Below are 15139 nucleotides of genomic sequence, written 5' to 3'. Positions count from 1 at the left end.
CCCGGAGAAAACCCGCAAAGATCAGGCGGCGATTGTCCCGTGTCGGAACCGGGCGGTTGCCGGGTCGACTTGGTAGTGGTGCACGTAGTCTGCGGTGGATCGGCTCAGCGCGATGACACTGTCGATGATGTATTGCACGGTGGCGTCATCCATCAGATAGCTGAAGTTAAGCCGAACCCAGCCCGGTTTGCGCAATTCCTTACCCGCTAGCAGCTCGTCATGCAGCGCCCGTGACTCGGCCTCGTCAATGCCCAGCAAGCGGTGGGCATATGGTCCCGCACAAGCACATCCGCCGCGCGCCTGAATGCCATAAATGTCGCTCAGCATCCGGGTAAAGAGTTGCTGGTGGACCGGCGCGCCGACTGCATCGCGCACCATGAAGGAAAAGATCGGTAAGCGGTGCGCTTTGTCAGCGCCCAGAAGTGTCAGATGCGGGTTGTCTGACCATGCCTCCAGCGCCATCTGGTTGAACCGTGCCTCACGCTTGGCGATGGTCTCGGCGCCCACAGCGTCCTTGACGATAAATGCCAGTGCCGCGCGGATATCGCCGACGACGTTGGGGGTTCCTGCCTCTTCGCGGGCGGCGAGGTTGGTGGAGTAGTCATGACGCCAAGGGGACACAAAACTGACCGTACCACCGCCGGGCCAGCATGGGGTCTTGCGCCGTACGGCTTTGGTATTGACGACTAGAACGCCCGAGGCACCCGGGCCACCGGGAAACTTGTGTGGCGACACGACAATGGCATCCTTGCGGACCATTTCACCGTCGGCCATGTCAATCGGCAAGTAAGGGCCAGCCCCGGCAAAATCCCAGACGGACAAGGCGCTATGCTGTTTCAAGAGCCGGGTGACGGGCCCGGTGTCGGTCACGATCCCGGTGACGTTTGAGGCCGCTGAAAAGCTGCCGATCATCAGATCACTGTCGGTGTGCTGTGCCAGCGCGTCGGCCAGACAAGCCAGATCAGGCCCGCCATCTGGACCCTCGGGAATTTCGATGATCGTCGCCTTGCTTTCCCGCCATGGCAGGATGTTGGAGTGATGTTCATAGGGGCCGATGAACACGACCGGATTGACGGCTTCGTTCACGCCGAACAATCCGACCAATCGGTTCAGACCTGCAGTCGCACCGGACCCGGCAAAGATCACCGCGTCATCCGTCCCGGCGCCGACCTGCGTGGCAATCTCGGCCCGTGCATCGGCACGCAGTCGAGTCATGTAAGCGCCGCAATAAGAGGCCTCGGTATGGCTGTTGGCATAGTAGGGTAGCACCTGCGTCGAGATGTAATTCTCGATCTGGTGCAATGCCCGCCCCGAGGCGACGTAGTCCGCGTAAACCAGCGGTACGTCCCCGTTCAGTCCCGGTATCAGGATATTGTCCCCGATAACGCTCTTTCGCAGGCTGTCGTCGTGAGTGGCGGCTTGGATAGTCTTACGAAAATCGGACAGTGACATGATCGGGCCCCTTATTACGAGACCAATATGATGGGGTTTAGATCAATAAGCCGCACCTAATTATCTGGATTATCCTGAATTATTGGGTCATATAATCGGAAATGAAGGAAAAGATAGATCAAATTGATCGGCGGATTCTGCGCGAGCTGCAAGAAGACGCGTCGGTATCGCAACGCGACCTAGCGGACCGGGTCGGGATTTCGCAGAATGCCTGCTGGCGACGACTTAAGGCCCTGACCGATAATGGCGTTTTGGGCGGGTCGACCGCGCGCGTCGATCGCCGCAAACTCGGACTGAGCCTTGTGGTTTTTGTGATGCTGCGCACGCGGCACCATTCGGCGGATTGGCTGCGCGCCTTTCGCCGCCATGTCCTGACCATTCCGGAAGTCGTGGATTTTCACCGCATCGGCGGTGACTACGACTATCAACTCAAGGTCGTGACCGAGGACATGGCGAGCTATGACAAGGTGTATCAGCGCCTGATCGAAGGCGTCGAACTGGACAGCGTGACCTCGTATTTCGCGATGGAGGCCATTGCCGAGAATCGTCCGCTGCCGCTCTAGGTGGCGAGCACGTTCCTGAACTGCCAAGGGTCGGATTCGTCGATATCCTCGGGAAAATGCTCCCACCGATCGTGAAGCGGGGTCCAGTCAGTGTAATGCGCCTCGACCGGGCCGAGATAGGGGCGTTGCACCTCAAGACAGCGGGCATGGTCCATCTCGTCGGTTTCGACAATCCCGGCCTGCGGGTTTTCCAGCGCCCAGACCATTCCGGCGAGAACGGCGCTGGTGACCTGCAAACCCGTGGCGTTCTGATAGGGGGCGAGTTTGCGGGCCTCTTCGTTGGACAGGCGTGACCCGTACCAGAGCGCGTTCTTTTCGTGCCCGTAGAGCAGCACGCCAAGTTCATCGATGCCCTCGACGATCTCGTCTACATCAAGAATTTCGAATTCGGTCTGTTGCCGACCCGACCCGAACATTTCATGCAGTGACAGCACCGCGTCATCCGATGGGTGATAGGCATAGTGACAGGTCGGGCGAAACTCAGGGTTCGCCGGATCGCCGACGGTGTAATAGTCGGAAATCGAGATCGCCTCGTTGTGGGTGACAAGAAATCCGAATTGCGGCCCGGGAGTCGGGCACCACGTATGAACGCGCGTGATCGCGCCGGGCCGGTCTAGCCATATCCCGGCCATACAGCCGGCTGTCGGGCGGTGCCCGTTGTCGGGGAACCAGGTTTCATGGGTGCCCCAGCCCAGTTCGGCGGGCTGGAACCCTTCGGCGATGAACCCTTCGACGGACCATGTGTTGACGAATGTGCCACGTGGGCGTGGCTGGCGGCGGGCTTGCGTGTCGCGTTCAGCGATATGCACACCTTTGATGCCGAGGTCTTGCATCAAGGCGGCCCAACCGGCCTTGTCGGTCGGGGCCGAAACTTCGCGGCCCGTATCCTTTGCCAGCGTCAGCAGGGCCTCTTTGACGAACCAGCTGACCATGCCGGGGTTGGCGCCGCAGCAATTGACCGCCGTGGTGCCGCCGGGATTGGCCGCCTTCTCATCCCGCACCTTCTGGCGCAGGGCATAGTTGGTACGTTCGGCGTTGTCCTGCGTGTCAAAGTAATAGCCGGCCCAAGGCTCGACCACCGTGTCGATATAAAGAACACCCAGTTCGCGGCAGAACTTCATCAGGTCCAATGATGACGTGTCGACGCTGAGATTGACGCAAAACCCATTGCCATCGGGGAACATGCGGCCAAGCACGTCCTTGTAGTTTTCCGGCGTGATGGCGATCTGTTCGTGGCGCACATTGTGCTGCGACAGGAACAGGTGTGTGTCGGGGTTCGGGTCGATGACCACCAGCTTGTCCGCGTCGTGATCGAAATGCCGCTGGATCAGGGGCAGGGTGCCTTTGCCGATCGAGCCAAAGCCGATGATGACGATGGGGCCGTCGATGCGGCCGTAAACTGGGTGCAAGGCGGACATAGGGGGCTCCATCATTTCCGGGCAGAGGCGGGAACAAGAAAGGGGTTGCACCGATTCGGTACAACCCCCTGCTATTGGTTTTGGTGGTGCGTCAGTTCTTGGCGTAGAATTCGACGACCAGATTCGGTTCCATCATCACCGGGTACGGCACATCGCCCAACTGTGGGGTGCGCACGAAGGTGGCTGTCATTTTCGAGTGATCCGCATCGATATAGTCGGGAACGTCACGCTCGGGCAGGCCAACGGCTTCGAGAAGCGCAGTCATCTGCTTGGAACGGTCACGAACTTCGATCACATCACCTTCTTTAACACGGTAGGAGGGGATGTTGACCTTTTGGCCGTTCACACGGACGTGGCCGTGGTTCACGAACTGACGTGCGGCAAAGACGGTCGCAACGAATTTGGCACGGTACACAACCGCGTCCAGACGACGCTCGAGCAGACCGATCAGGTTTTCACCGGTGTCGCCCTTAACCCGCTCTGCTTCGGAATAGATGCGGCGGAATTGCTTTTCGGTCAGGTCGCCATAATAGCCCTTGAGCTTTTGCTTGGCACGCAGCTGAATACCGAAGTCGGACAGTTTGCCCTTGCGGCGCTGACCGTGCTGGCCGGGGCCATATTCACGACGGTTGACGGGGGATTTGGGGCGGCCCCAAATATTCTCGCCCATGCGGCGATCGAGTTTGTACTTGGCAGACGTGCGTTTGGTCACGGCTGATCTCCTTCTTGAATCGAAGCCCGGATGGGCCACTATGAAGGGCGTTGTCCTCTGGATTGCTCCTGACAGGCATCCCCTTGCAGGGGCCACCAACACCAATGAAGCCGCGCTTATAGACGTGGCCTGCGCCGTGTCAACAGCATTCGTCACCGCTTGACATGGTCGCGGCGCGCCGACCAACTGCGACGACCAAAGAGGGAAGGGGCGCTGTATGGGCAAGGTTGTCATTCTGGGGGTCTTTGTTGCGGATGCGGGGTTCCGGGCAGATCGGATGCCACGGATGGGAGAAACGCTGCTCGGCAACTCGTTTTCGCTTGGTCCCGGTGGCAAGGGATCGAACCAGGCAATGGCCTGTGCCCGCAGCGGAGCTGACACGCATTTCATCACCAAGCTCGGTCAGGACGATTTTGCCGAGATGGCGCAGGCGTTGTGGGATAATGCAGGAATCACGGCCCATGCCGAGCGCTGTGCCGACAGCTATACCGGCGCGGCGTTCATCTTTGTGCTGGAGAGTTCCGGGGACAACGCGATCATCGTTTCACCGGGGGCGGGGGCGACGATCACGGCGGCGGATATGGATACGCAGGCTGATCTGATCCGGGGTGCCAGTGTTTTTGTCACCCAGCTTGAACAACCGATGGACGCCGCGATCCGCGCTCTGCACATTGCCAAGGAGGCGGGAGTCGCCACGATCCTGAACCCGGCCCCAGCCGCCGCATTGCCGGATGGAATGCTGGCGCTCTGCGATTACGTAACACCGAACGAGACCGAGACCGAAGCGTTGACCGGAATCGCCGTCGCAACCCCCGAGGATGCGGCGCATGCGGCTGAGCGGTTGTGTGAATTGGGCGTCGGCACGCCGATCATCACGATGGGAGAGCAGGGCGCCTACCTGCAAGGTCATGGGATGGTGCCAGCGATACGGGCCGGAAATGTGGTTGATACCACCGGGGCCGGGGATGCGTTCAACGGTGGTTTTGCCGCTGCATTGTCACGGTGCGAAACGACGTTACGCGCGGTTCAGATCGGTTGTGCCACAGCGGGTCTGTCGGTGACGCGCGCGGGTGCAGCAGCGTCGATGCCAAATTGGGACAAGGTCGAGCGGCTTCTCTAACTCTTGCGGTGTCGGATTACCGGTGGCTCAAACGTATGGACTGGCGGCGGTGTGCCGGTAAAGCGTTCGACCTCAATCAGGCAGCTATGCGCAGTTGGGCCTTGCCCGAGTGACGAGGTGCCCAGATCGCGAGTCAGCGCGTTGGGGTTGCCATGGCGGCACATCCCGTCGTCATCCGGATCCCACCATGACCCGGTGCTCATCTGGACGACGCCGGGGCGAATGTTCTCCGACACCTGTGCTACGCCTAAACATGCACCCCGTTCGTTGAAGAGACGAAGTAGATCACCTTCTGTGATTCCGCGCTGTGTCGCGTCGGCAGGGTTCAGCAACACAGGCTCACGCCCGTTAATCTTGCTGCTGCGGCTGACGGACCCTTGGTCTAGTTGTGAATGCAGCTTTTTGGACGGTTGGTTCGAGATCAGGTGCAACGGATGTTTTCCCACGCTCCCCAGCCATTCATAGGGTTCCATCCAGGTCGGATGCCCCGGACAGTCGGCATAGCCAAAATCGGCGACGGTCTTGCAGAACACCTCAATCTTTCCAGAAGGCGTTGCGAGCGCATGCCCCTCGGGATCCTCGCGAAAGGCCTGCATCATTACGGTGGGCGTGTCGGGCGGCGGTGTGCGATGCCAGCCCTTGTCCTGAAGTTCGTGCCAGTCGGGTAGGCCAAGCCCCTCGGCACCGGCATTCTGGCGGGTCTTGTCATAGAGCCAGCGCAGCCATTCGCCTTCGTCCATCCCGCCGGAAAACTCTTCTTCAAATCCCATGCGCGCTGCGAGACCGCGAAAGATGTCGTGGTCATTGCGCGCGCCTCGCGGTGGCTCAGCGGCCTTTTTCATCGCGATGACATAGGGGTCGCGCAAGGACATCATCAGGTCGTTACGTTCCAGATGCGTGGTAGATGGCAATACGATGTCGGCGCGTCGCGCTGTCGCTGTCCAACACCAGTCGTTGACGATCACGGTTTCGGGCTTTTCCCAGGCGCGGGCGAACCGGTTCAGATCCTGATGATGATGGTAAGGGTTCCCGCCGGCCCACCACACCAGTCTGATATCGGGATAGCGCAGAGCCTGCCCGTCAAAATCAAACCGCCCGCCGGGGTTTTCCAGCATATCGGTGATCCGCGCCACCGGTATGAAGCTGTCGACCGGGTTTTGTCCTTGCGGCACCGACGCGCCGGGCATCTGCCGATAGTCGCCGCCGATGCTGTTGCTGGCGGCATAGCCAAAGGTGATGCCACCGCCGGGCAACCCGATCTGGCCCAGCATCGCGGCGAGGGTGATGCCCATCCAGAACGGTTGTTCGCCGTGATGGGCGCGGGTCAGGGACCAACTGACCGAAATCATCGTACGCTGTTTCGCCATGCGCCGCGCCAACGCGCGGATATCCTCGGCGGAAAGTTCGCTGATTTCTGCGGCCCAAACGGCGGTCTTGGGCTGTCCGTCGGTTTCACCAGTCAGATAGGGCAGAAACTGATCGAAGCCGACGCAATAGCGCTCCATGAAATCCGGGTCATGCAGGCTTTCGGTATAGAGCGTATGGGCGAGGCCCAGCATGATTGCTACATCGCTGTTGGGGCGCGCTGGCAACCATTGGGCGTTCAGCTCCGGAAGCATGTCGCCCGACATTGGGCTGATGTTCACGAACGAGACCCCGGCCTCAATCGCGTTGCGTAGTCCGGCACGTTGCGTATGGGCTCCGACGCCGCCGCTTTCGATCTGGGCGTTCTTGACCGGAATGCCGCCAAAGGCGACCACGAGCTCGCCCGATTGTGCAACCGACCGCCAGCCGGTCGTGGTGTTCATGAACTCCCGATAGCTGCCCAGCACATGCGGCACCATCGCTTCGGCGGCGGCAAAGGAATAGGTGTACAGGGATCGGGTAAATCCGCCTGCACAGTTCAGAAAGCGTTTCATCTGACTTTGCGCATGATGGAACCGCCCGGCGCTGGCCCAGCCGTAGGAACCCGCATAGATCGCCTGTGACCCATGGGTGTCACGCACCCGGGTCAGTTCGTCGGCAACCAGCGCTGTGACCTCATCCCAACTGACTTCGACAAATGCATCTTTGCCGCGCTGATCCGTATTTGAACCCGGCCCGTGGTTTAGCCAGCTTTCCCGGACCATCGGCGCGGTTATCCGGCTGGGTGCGTTCAATGCATCGACGATCCCGTGTCCGATATCGGAGGGATCACCGTCCTGTTCGAAATCATGCAGGGCGGTGACACGGCCCTCGGAAACCTCGGCGCGATAGACGCCCCAATGGTTGGCGGTCAACGGCAATTCCCGTGTCATCTTGACTCCGTGCGTTTCATGGATCGAGTTTCCGCAGATCGCCCGTGGCTTGTCCAGCGGTTTCGGGAACGCTCAGCGATTTGCGCGGCAGCTTGCGGTCGCGCTTTCATCAATCTTTGGGGGCGAGCCATGCAATACAACGCCAAACAGATCACGCGCTTGCTCTGGCGTGTATCGTTCCAGTTCCACGTCGAGGCGCACCGCCTCGGGTGCGCGGGCAAACGGGTCGCCATAGCCGCCACCGCCTGGGGTGCACACATGCACGCGGTCGCCGGGTGACATCTGGATGTCTTGTTCCTTGGAAAGGTGAGCGGGGGTATAGGGTTTGCCGGATTGCCAGACGGTTACCCTGTTTACGCCGCCATCGCCACCACCCTGCACGCCCTGCGGCCCAAATCGGCCATGATCCATGACAAAGCTCGCCGTTGCGGTGCCACGCCGAAGTTCCACTTCGTAGTCAAGGCCAAAGCCGCCCCGGTGCAGGCCTGCACCGGCTGATCCGTCGTGCAAGGCATAGTGATGATAAAGCACCGGAAACGCCTGTTCCATGATCTCGATTGGCGGAGCCTTGGAGATGCCGATGGTGGAGCAGCCATTGGACAGCCCGTCATGATCCGCATTGCCGCCATAGCCGCCACCGGAAATCTGATACATGACAAAACCACGTCCCTTGTCCGGATCTTGCCCGCCAAGTGCAAAATTGCCGCTGGTTCCCGCTGGCGCTGCCGTAACACGATCGGGAAGCGGATCGACAAGTGCGGCAAAGACCGCTTCGGCGATCCGCTGACTGACCTCGGCGGCACAGCCGGACACAGGGCGGGGATATTGCGCATCCAGAAACGTGCCTTCGATGCCGGTGACCGTCAGCGGCTCAAACGCACCCGCACTCATCGGGACCTCAGGGAAAATGTGGCGCATGGCCAGATAAACGGCGCTTAGCGTGGTGGCCCGGACCGAATTCATCGGCCCTGCACAGGGCGGGCTTGAGTCGCTGAAATCAAAGGTCAGCCCGGTGTCATCGCGATCAATGGTCAACCGGATCGCCAAGGGGTCGTTGACCACGCCATCGCTGTCAATCCACGCGGTTGCGCGATAGGTGCCTGCGGGAATTTCGTCGATAAAGGCACGCATCTGGGTCGCTGCACGACGGCGCAATTCCGCGATCGCCTCGGCCACCGTGCCATCGCCATAGCGATCCATCAGCGCATTCAACCGGTCCTCGCCAACCATCAACGCCGCCGCCTGCGCCTTGACATCACCGATCCGCTGATCGGCGACCCGGATGTTGGACGAGATGATCGCCATGATTTCGGGATCGAGCTTGCCCTGTTTGAACAGCCGCACCGGTGGTAGGCGCAAACCTTCCTGCTCGACCGCCGTGGCGCTGGCAGAGAAACCGCCGGGCACTGCGCCGCCTGTATCGGGCCAGTGGCCGGTGTTGGACAACCAACAGAATATCCGTCCCTCGCGGTAAAAGGGCCGGGCAAAGCGCACATCCATTAAGTGGGTGCCGCCGAGATAGGGGTCGTTGACGATATAGATGTCGTCCGGTTGCGGCTCTGCAGCTTTACCATCGCGGATCATGTCGATCAGGATGCGCGTGGATTCCTGCATTGTGCCGACAAAGACCGGCAACCCGCTCGCGCCCTGCGCGATCAGCGCACCGTCATCGGCGGCATAGACGCCGTCGGACCGGTCGTTGGCCTCGGCTATGACCGGGGAAAAGGCCGCCCGGGAAAAAGACAGGTCCATTTCATCGCAGACCTGCTGCAATCCGGCCTGAATGACCGACAGGGTGATGGGGTCGATGCTCATGCGCGGGCTCCGATCCGGATCAGGATGTTTCCGTCGGCATCCCCGGTGGCGGTGTCACCGGGTTCGATCAACAGGGTCGTGTCCATTTGCTGGACGATCGCGGGGCCGGGCAGCGTGAAATCGATGGGCAGATGATCGCGCCAGTAAATCGGCGTGTCGCACCATTGCCCGTCTGTATAGACAGGCCTCGTACCGGTTTGGGCCCGATCCAGTGTGGCTTTGCGCCCTGCGGGATCGATCAGCGCGCCAAGGTCCAGTTCTGCGCGCTTGCCGATGACCGAGGTATTGGCGTTTACCAGATTGGCGCGGATATCCTCCAGTTCGACGCGGAAGCGGCGGAAGTAGGCGGCCTCGAACAGAGTCTGTAATTCGGCTGTGGTGACGTCCGGATTGTCCAGCGGAACCCGCAGCAGGTGGGTTTGACCGACGAACTGCATGTCGACGCTATAGAGTTTCCGGGTGGCCGTGATGTCGATGGCTTCGCGGGCGATCAAGGCCTCGCCCTCGGCGGCCTGTGCGGCAAAGATGCTGGCGAGATGTCCGAGGTCGAGACTGTCCAGCGGCGCGTTGATCGTGTTGACAAAATCATGTCGCAGGTCGGCGACGACACAACCGATGGCATTGGTGATGCCGGGACGGCTTGGCACCAGAATGCGGGGGATGTTCAGCTCGCGCGCCAAAGCCGCCGCATGCAGCGGACCCGCCCCGCCAAAGGCAAACAAGGCAAAGTCGCGCGGATCGGCCCCTAGGGATATCGACACCATGCGGATCGCCCCGGCCATTTTCATATTTGCAATTTCGATCACTGCTGCGGCGGCTTCGTCCGCACTCAGGCCCAATGGTTCGCCCAGCGTGCTGGCGAACACCTGACGCACATGCTCCAATGACACGCCACCCTTGACCGCGTTCAATCGCGCGGGGTCCAGTCGCCCCAGCAGCAGGTTGGCGTCTGAAATCGTCGGTTCTGTCCCGCCTTTGCCATAGCAGATCGGTCCCGGATCGGCCCCTGCACTGTCTGGTCCGACCTCTAGCAATCCGGCGGGATTGACCCGGGCAATCGACCCACCTCCGGCCCCTACCGTGCGCACGTCGACCATCGGCACGTGGATCGGCATGGCGTATTCAATCTCGATCTCGTTTGACACCGATGGCTCGGCATCGCGGATCAGCGCGACATCCGTTGACGTGCCGCCCATGTCATAGGTGATCAGGTTTTCGATCCCGGCCTTGCGCCCTGTATAGGCCGCCGCCATCACGCCCGATGCGGGGCCGGACATCACGGTCTTGGCAGCCTCTTTAGCGACGCGCGCGGAGCTGACCATGCCGCCATTGCCGTTCATCACCAGAACGTCGCCCTTGTACCCGCCGCCCTGCAATTCCTGCACCAGTCGGCGGATGTAGCGATCCAACAGCGGCTGTACCGCCGCATTGGCGGCGGCCGTCACGCCGCGCTCAAATTCCCGGCTTTCTGAAAGCAGGGCGTGGCCCATGGTGATGTGGTCGTTGGGCCAGACCTGTGAAACGATCTCGGCGGCACGGCGTTCGTGTTCGGGGTTGGCGTAGGCATGCAGAAAGTGGATCACGGCTGCTTCGCATCCCGCGTCAAGCAGCGCCTTTGCAGCATCGCGCACGGCATCTTCGTCCAGCGGCACGATGACTGCACCTGCCGCGTCCAGACGCTCCGGCACTTCCAGTCGAAGATTACGCGGGATCAGCGGCGTGAAGGTGCCGGTCATGCCATAAGGCTGCGGGCGGGTGCGGCGGCCAAGTTCCAGCACGTCACGAAAGCCGCGTGTGGTGATCAGCCCGGTTCTGGCCAGTTTACGTTCCAGGACCGCGTTGGTCGTCGTTGTGGTGCCATGTACGATCAGGTCAAGCGCTGCCAGATCGCATCCCGCTTCGTCCAAGGCGGCTATTACACCGTAGGCTTGATTGTCGAGTGTACTAGGCACCTTGGCCAGTCGCACATGACCCGTAGATTGGTCGAGTTCCACCAGATCGGTAAATGTGCCGCCGACATCGACACCCACGACCGCGCCCGAAGTTTTGCCCGCCATCAGGTTTCCCGGCTCCAGAAATTGTTTGTGTGCAAATGGTGTTCGCAAGCAGGCCGTGTTGTCAACGCACGATGATCTCGGCCGTTGCAGAGACGGGCAGGTCATCGACCACATAGGCGCGGTGGTTGTTGGTGTTCAGTGTCACACGCACCTGATGCTTGCCTGGCGGCAAGGCCCCGATCCGTGCCTCTGATTCATACAGCCGCTGAAGTTTGAGCCCGTCCAGATAAAGATGCCCATGACCGGTGCCGGGCACATGCAGACCGTCCACAAGATCGGGTTCAAAGTTGAATTCCTCGGTCAGAACCCGCACGATCCATCCGTCACCATCCGGTTCCACTTCGATTGCGATTTTGGGGGCGGGTTCGCCGTCTTCGACGGTGCAGATATCGCCCAGTCCAAACAGCCCGAAATCAGTCGCGCTTCCTCGGCTTTGTGGGGAAACCAACCTTGCTTGCGTACGAAATTCACCGGCGTTTTCAAACCGCAGGGTCAGGGGGATCATCCTGCCTTCCTGCAAATCGCCGCCCATTCCGTCCATCAGGATAAACGCCCCGTCAGGTGCCAGCGACGGCTCGCTGTCTGCGGGAATGGCAAGCCCGGCACCCGCAACGGCGTGATCAAATCGGGCCCGTTGCGCCACGATGGAACGCGCCGATACCAGCCGGTCCGGCCCGCCGGAATTGTGGATCGTCATGAAAACGCCAACGCTGCCCTTTGCGCCTTCGATTGGCGCTGCGGTGACGTCGGTCAGCAACAGGTCGGTTTGCGCGGCACGCGAAAACAGCAGATATGCCGCAGCGGCGACAGCTATTAGGATAACGATTGCGACAACGGGTTTTGCGGCTTTCATCCGGACCTCCTCCGGGTATCATCGCAGCAAATGAGCATGTTGCAATATAGGTCTCGAATCCTCTGGCTGGCAAATTCAGTTCTCTGGGGGGTGTCATGCGCCACCCGGGCCGATGCGCATGCGTCAGAACAGGGCTTTGTGCTGTTGCTCCCGACCGACATCTATATATCGGCAGGTGTTGCAAGCGTTGCCCTGACGGTCCTTTTGCTGACTGTGCTGCCCGCCCGCAGACTACGCGCGGTGTTTCGCCCCATACCTCTTTGGCGGTGGAGCGCCCGTCCCATTGGATCGAACCTGACGAGTTGCTTGGCCTTCCTGTTGCTTTGCACCCTGATCTGGCTTGGCATGACCGGCCCGCGCGATCCGCTGACCAATCCGCTGCCCTTGGCGATCTGGACGGTTTGGTGGGTTGGGCTGGTCAGCCTGCAGGGCGTGTTGGGAGACCTCTGGCGCTGGGTCGACCCCTGGCGCGGGCCGGTGGCGTTGACCCGCCACGTGTTGTGGCAAGGGCCGCTTCTGCGGTTGCCTGCTGCGTTGGGACAATCTTGTGCGATCCTGACCTTTCTGGGATTCGTGATCATATTGCTGGCTGATCCGGCCCCGTCGGATCCGGCAAGGCTTGCCGGATATGTCGGTCTTTACTGGCTGTTCACCTATCTGGCGTTGCTGGTCTTTGGTCCACGCTGGCGCTGGCGGGGCGAAGGAATTTCCATGCTGATGCGCAGCTATGCGGCGGTGGGCATATTTGGCCGGTATCGCGACCGGTTCGCTGTGGGCGGAATTGGCTGGCAAGCCACGCGCAACCGCACCCCGGCCATCGGCGCGGCGATTTTCATGCTTGTGATGCTGGGCTGCGGCAGCTTTGACGGCCTGAACGAGACATTCTGGTGGCTCGACCTGCTGGGGATCAACCCGCTGGAGTTCCCGGGACGCTCGGCAGTCATTTGGCAGAACATTGTGGGGCTGATCGTCGCGAACATGGCCCTGATCGCGGCCTATGCGCTTGCGATCTGGCTGGGTCTGACGCTCGCTGGCGGCGGGCTAGGCTGGGCGCGGGCGTTCTGCATCTTTGCGCCATCCATTCTGCCGATCGCCTTGGGGTATCACATCGGTCATTACCTCACGAGCATGCTGGTCAACGGGCAATACGCGCTCGCCGCCCTGAACGATCCGTTGGCACGGGGCGACAGCCTGTTGGGGCTTGAGACGTTCTACGTCACCACCGGTTTCTTCAATTCACAGGACAGCGTTCGGGTGATCTGGCTGAGTCAGGCCAGTGCGGTGGTCATCGGGCATATTCTCGCGATCCTGATGGCGCATTTTTCGGCGCTGCGGCATTTCGGAACCAATCGCCGAGCGACGCTCAGCCAGTTGCCATTGGCTGGTTTCATGGTGCTTTACACGCTGTTCGGCCTCTGGTTGCTGGCCGCGCCGCGCGGGTTCTAGCGGTTGCCGTGTACTTGAAAACACTGGACAATGCGCGGGCAGGTCCGCACTCTTGCGGCAAAAGGGATCGGCGAAACAGCCGGAACGAATTTACAGGGGGTATTTCTGATGACCAAAGACACCACAAATCCGGCTGCCACGACGCGTCGCGGCGCGCTGAAAACGCTTGCCGCCGGGGCCGCAGTGGGCAGCCTGCCGCTCTGGGCGCGGTATTCGCAGGCTCAGACGTCTGAACCGATCCGCATCGGGTTTCAGGTGCACCGCACCGGCATCGGCGCGGCCTATGGGCGTTGGTACGACCGGACGACAAATGCTGCCGTCCAGTTGATCAACGACGCTGGCGGCATTAACGGGCGCATGGTCGAGATCGTGGCTGAAGATGATGGTACGGACCCAAAGCGTGGAGCCGAGATGGTCGAAAAATTCGCCACTCAGCACAATTGCGATGTCGGTTTTGGCACATTGTTTTCCCACGTCGTCATCGGGTCTGCCCCACGTGCGGGTGAACTCAAATTGCCGTATTTTGTGGTGTCCGAAGGACATCATGTCGCCAGCGGTATGCTCAACCGGTACACGCTGCAGCCCGGCATCACCGATGTCAAAAGTCAGGTTCAAGCAATGGCGCCGTTTGTGTCGTCAAATCTGGGCAAGAAGGTCACCATGATCTATCCGGACTTTGCGTTTGGCCATGACCACCGCGATTATTTCACCGAAGCCATCGCCGCACAGGGTGGCGAGGTTGTGGCACAGATTGCCATTCCGCCAACAGAAACCAGCTTTACCAAGTATTTCCCCAAGATTCCGCGGGAAACCGAGGTGGTCTATCACGTCATGGTCGGCCCTGCGGTTCTTACTTTCGTCAAGGAAATGGGCGAGTTCTTTGGGCCGAGCCGTCCCGAGATGTTCGGATATATCGACTCGCTTGAGGCTGTGGACCTTGCCAGCCCTGGATTGGAGTTTCTTGAAGGCACCTATTTCTGGGAGGGCATGCCGCGCTATGCGCAGGCCGGCCAGACCGAGTTTGACAAGCATTATCGCACCGCTGTGGGTGTTGACGAAAACGGCGCGTCGGTAAGCGACCCAAAGGATATTTCGACCTATTCGCATATGTTTGGCTGCTGGGAAACGCTGTATACCATCAAGGCCGGGATGGAGACAGCAGGGTATCAGGGAACGGGCGACCGCGCCAAACTGATCGAGGCGGTCGAGGCGATGACCGACATCCCCGCATCCAACGAACATCCGCAGGGGGCCAAGCAGTTCAACGGCAAGACGCATCAGGTGTTTGGCCATCAATACATCAGCAAGGTGGTCGATGGAAAACTGATGCTGCAACACACCACGTCGATCGAAGATACGCTCTATCCGGACGAGGTCGACTATACGCAGCAGAGTTTCTGAACGCG

11 protein-coding genes are annotated in these 15139 nt (G+C 60.5%); 4 read left to right on the top strand and 7 right to left on the bottom strand.

Annotated elements, in window-relative coordinates; translation table 11 throughout:
- Positions 1-21: 21 nt before the first annotated feature.
- On the bottom strand, positions 22-1452 hold the full coding sequence (locus ABJO75_RS03055; RefSeq protein ID WP_348130896.1) for an aminotransferase class V-fold PLP-dependent enzyme: 1431 nt from the start codon (positions 1450-1452) through the stop codon (positions 22-24).
- A 101-nt stretch (positions 1453-1553) separates the two neighbouring features.
- On the opposite strand from ABJO75_RS03055, the gene ABJO75_RS03050 reads away from it, so the two are divergent.
- Entirely contained in the window at positions 1554-2015 is a 462-nt protein-coding gene (locus ABJO75_RS03050; RefSeq protein WP_348130893.1) for an Lrp/AsnC family transcriptional regulator, read from the top strand.
- Here the strand turns inward: ABJO75_RS03050 and ABJO75_RS03045 are convergent.
- Positions 2012-3433, bottom strand: coding sequence for a saccharopine dehydrogenase NADP-binding domain-containing protein (locus ABJO75_RS03045; protein WP_348130890.1), 1422 nt, complete (start codon positions 3431-3433; stop codon positions 2012-2014). The two genes, ABJO75_RS03050 and ABJO75_RS03045, sit on opposite strands and share 4 nt — an antisense overlap.
- 91 nt (positions 3434-3524) lie before the next feature.
- The gene (rpsD, locus tag ABJO75_RS03040; RefSeq protein ID WP_316772022.1) at positions 3525-4145 is read right to left on the bottom strand and encodes a 30S ribosomal protein S4; all 621 of its coding nucleotides are present in this window, start codon (positions 4143-4145) and stop codon (positions 3525-3527) included.
- A gap of 217 nt (positions 4146-4362) precedes the next feature.
- Between rpsD and ABJO75_RS03035 the strand changes: the two genes are divergently transcribed.
- Positions 4363-5265, top strand: a complete 903-nt coding sequence (locus ABJO75_RS03035) for a ribokinase (protein WP_348130886.1) — start codon at positions 4363-4365, stop codon at positions 5263-5265.
- Here ABJO75_RS03035 and ABJO75_RS03030 read toward each other — a convergent pair.
- From ABJO75_RS03030 to ABJO75_RS03015, 4 genes are all read right to left on the bottom strand, one after another.
- Positions 5262-7562, bottom strand: a complete 2301-nt coding sequence (locus ABJO75_RS03030; protein ID WP_348130884.1) for a molybdopterin guanine dinucleotide-containing S/N-oxide reductase — start codon at positions 7560-7562, stop codon at positions 5262-5264. The genes ABJO75_RS03035 and ABJO75_RS03030 overlap by 4 nt on opposite strands.
- Before the next feature lie 72 nt (positions 7563-7634).
- Entirely contained in the window at positions 7635-9377 is a 1743-nt protein-coding gene (locus ABJO75_RS03025) for a hydantoinase B/oxoprolinase family protein (RefSeq protein ID WP_348130881.1), read from the bottom strand.
- Entirely contained in the window at positions 9374-11434 is a 2061-nt protein-coding gene (locus ABJO75_RS03020; RefSeq protein ID WP_348130878.1) for a hydantoinase/oxoprolinase family protein, read from the bottom strand. The genes ABJO75_RS03025 and ABJO75_RS03020 overlap by 4 nt, the downstream gene beginning before the upstream one ends.
- A 61-nt stretch (positions 11435-11495) precedes the next feature.
- A complete protein-coding gene (locus tag ABJO75_RS03015; protein WP_348130876.1) occupies positions 11496-12287 on the bottom strand; it encodes a copper chaperone PCu(A)C in 792 nt (263 codons plus the stop codon).
- 138 nt (positions 12288-12425) lie between these two features.
- On the opposite strand from ABJO75_RS03015, the gene ABJO75_RS03010 reads away from it, so the two are divergent.
- Positions 12426-13733 (top strand): hypothetical protein, encoded by a 1308-nt coding sequence (locus tag ABJO75_RS03010; RefSeq protein WP_348414093.1) that lies wholly within the window; start codon positions 12426-12428, stop codon positions 13731-13733.
- A 108-nt stretch (positions 13734-13841) separates the two neighbouring features.
- Positions 13842-15134: an ABC transporter substrate-binding protein gene (locus tag ABJO75_RS03005; RefSeq protein WP_348130871.1), complete on the top strand. Its 1293-nt coding sequence runs from the start codon at positions 13842-13844 to the stop codon at positions 15132-15134.
- The last annotated feature ends 5 nt before the right edge of the window (positions 15135-15139 follow it).

Origin of the sequence: Sedimentitalea sp. (assembly GCF_039973035.1) — a bacterium.
Taxonomy (GTDB): Bacteria; Pseudomonadota; Alphaproteobacteria; order Rhodobacterales; family Rhodobacteraceae; genus Sedimentitalea.
The sequence above is the reverse complement of the archived record's forward strand: the minus strand, read 5'-3'. Positions and strand labels throughout refer to the sequence as shown.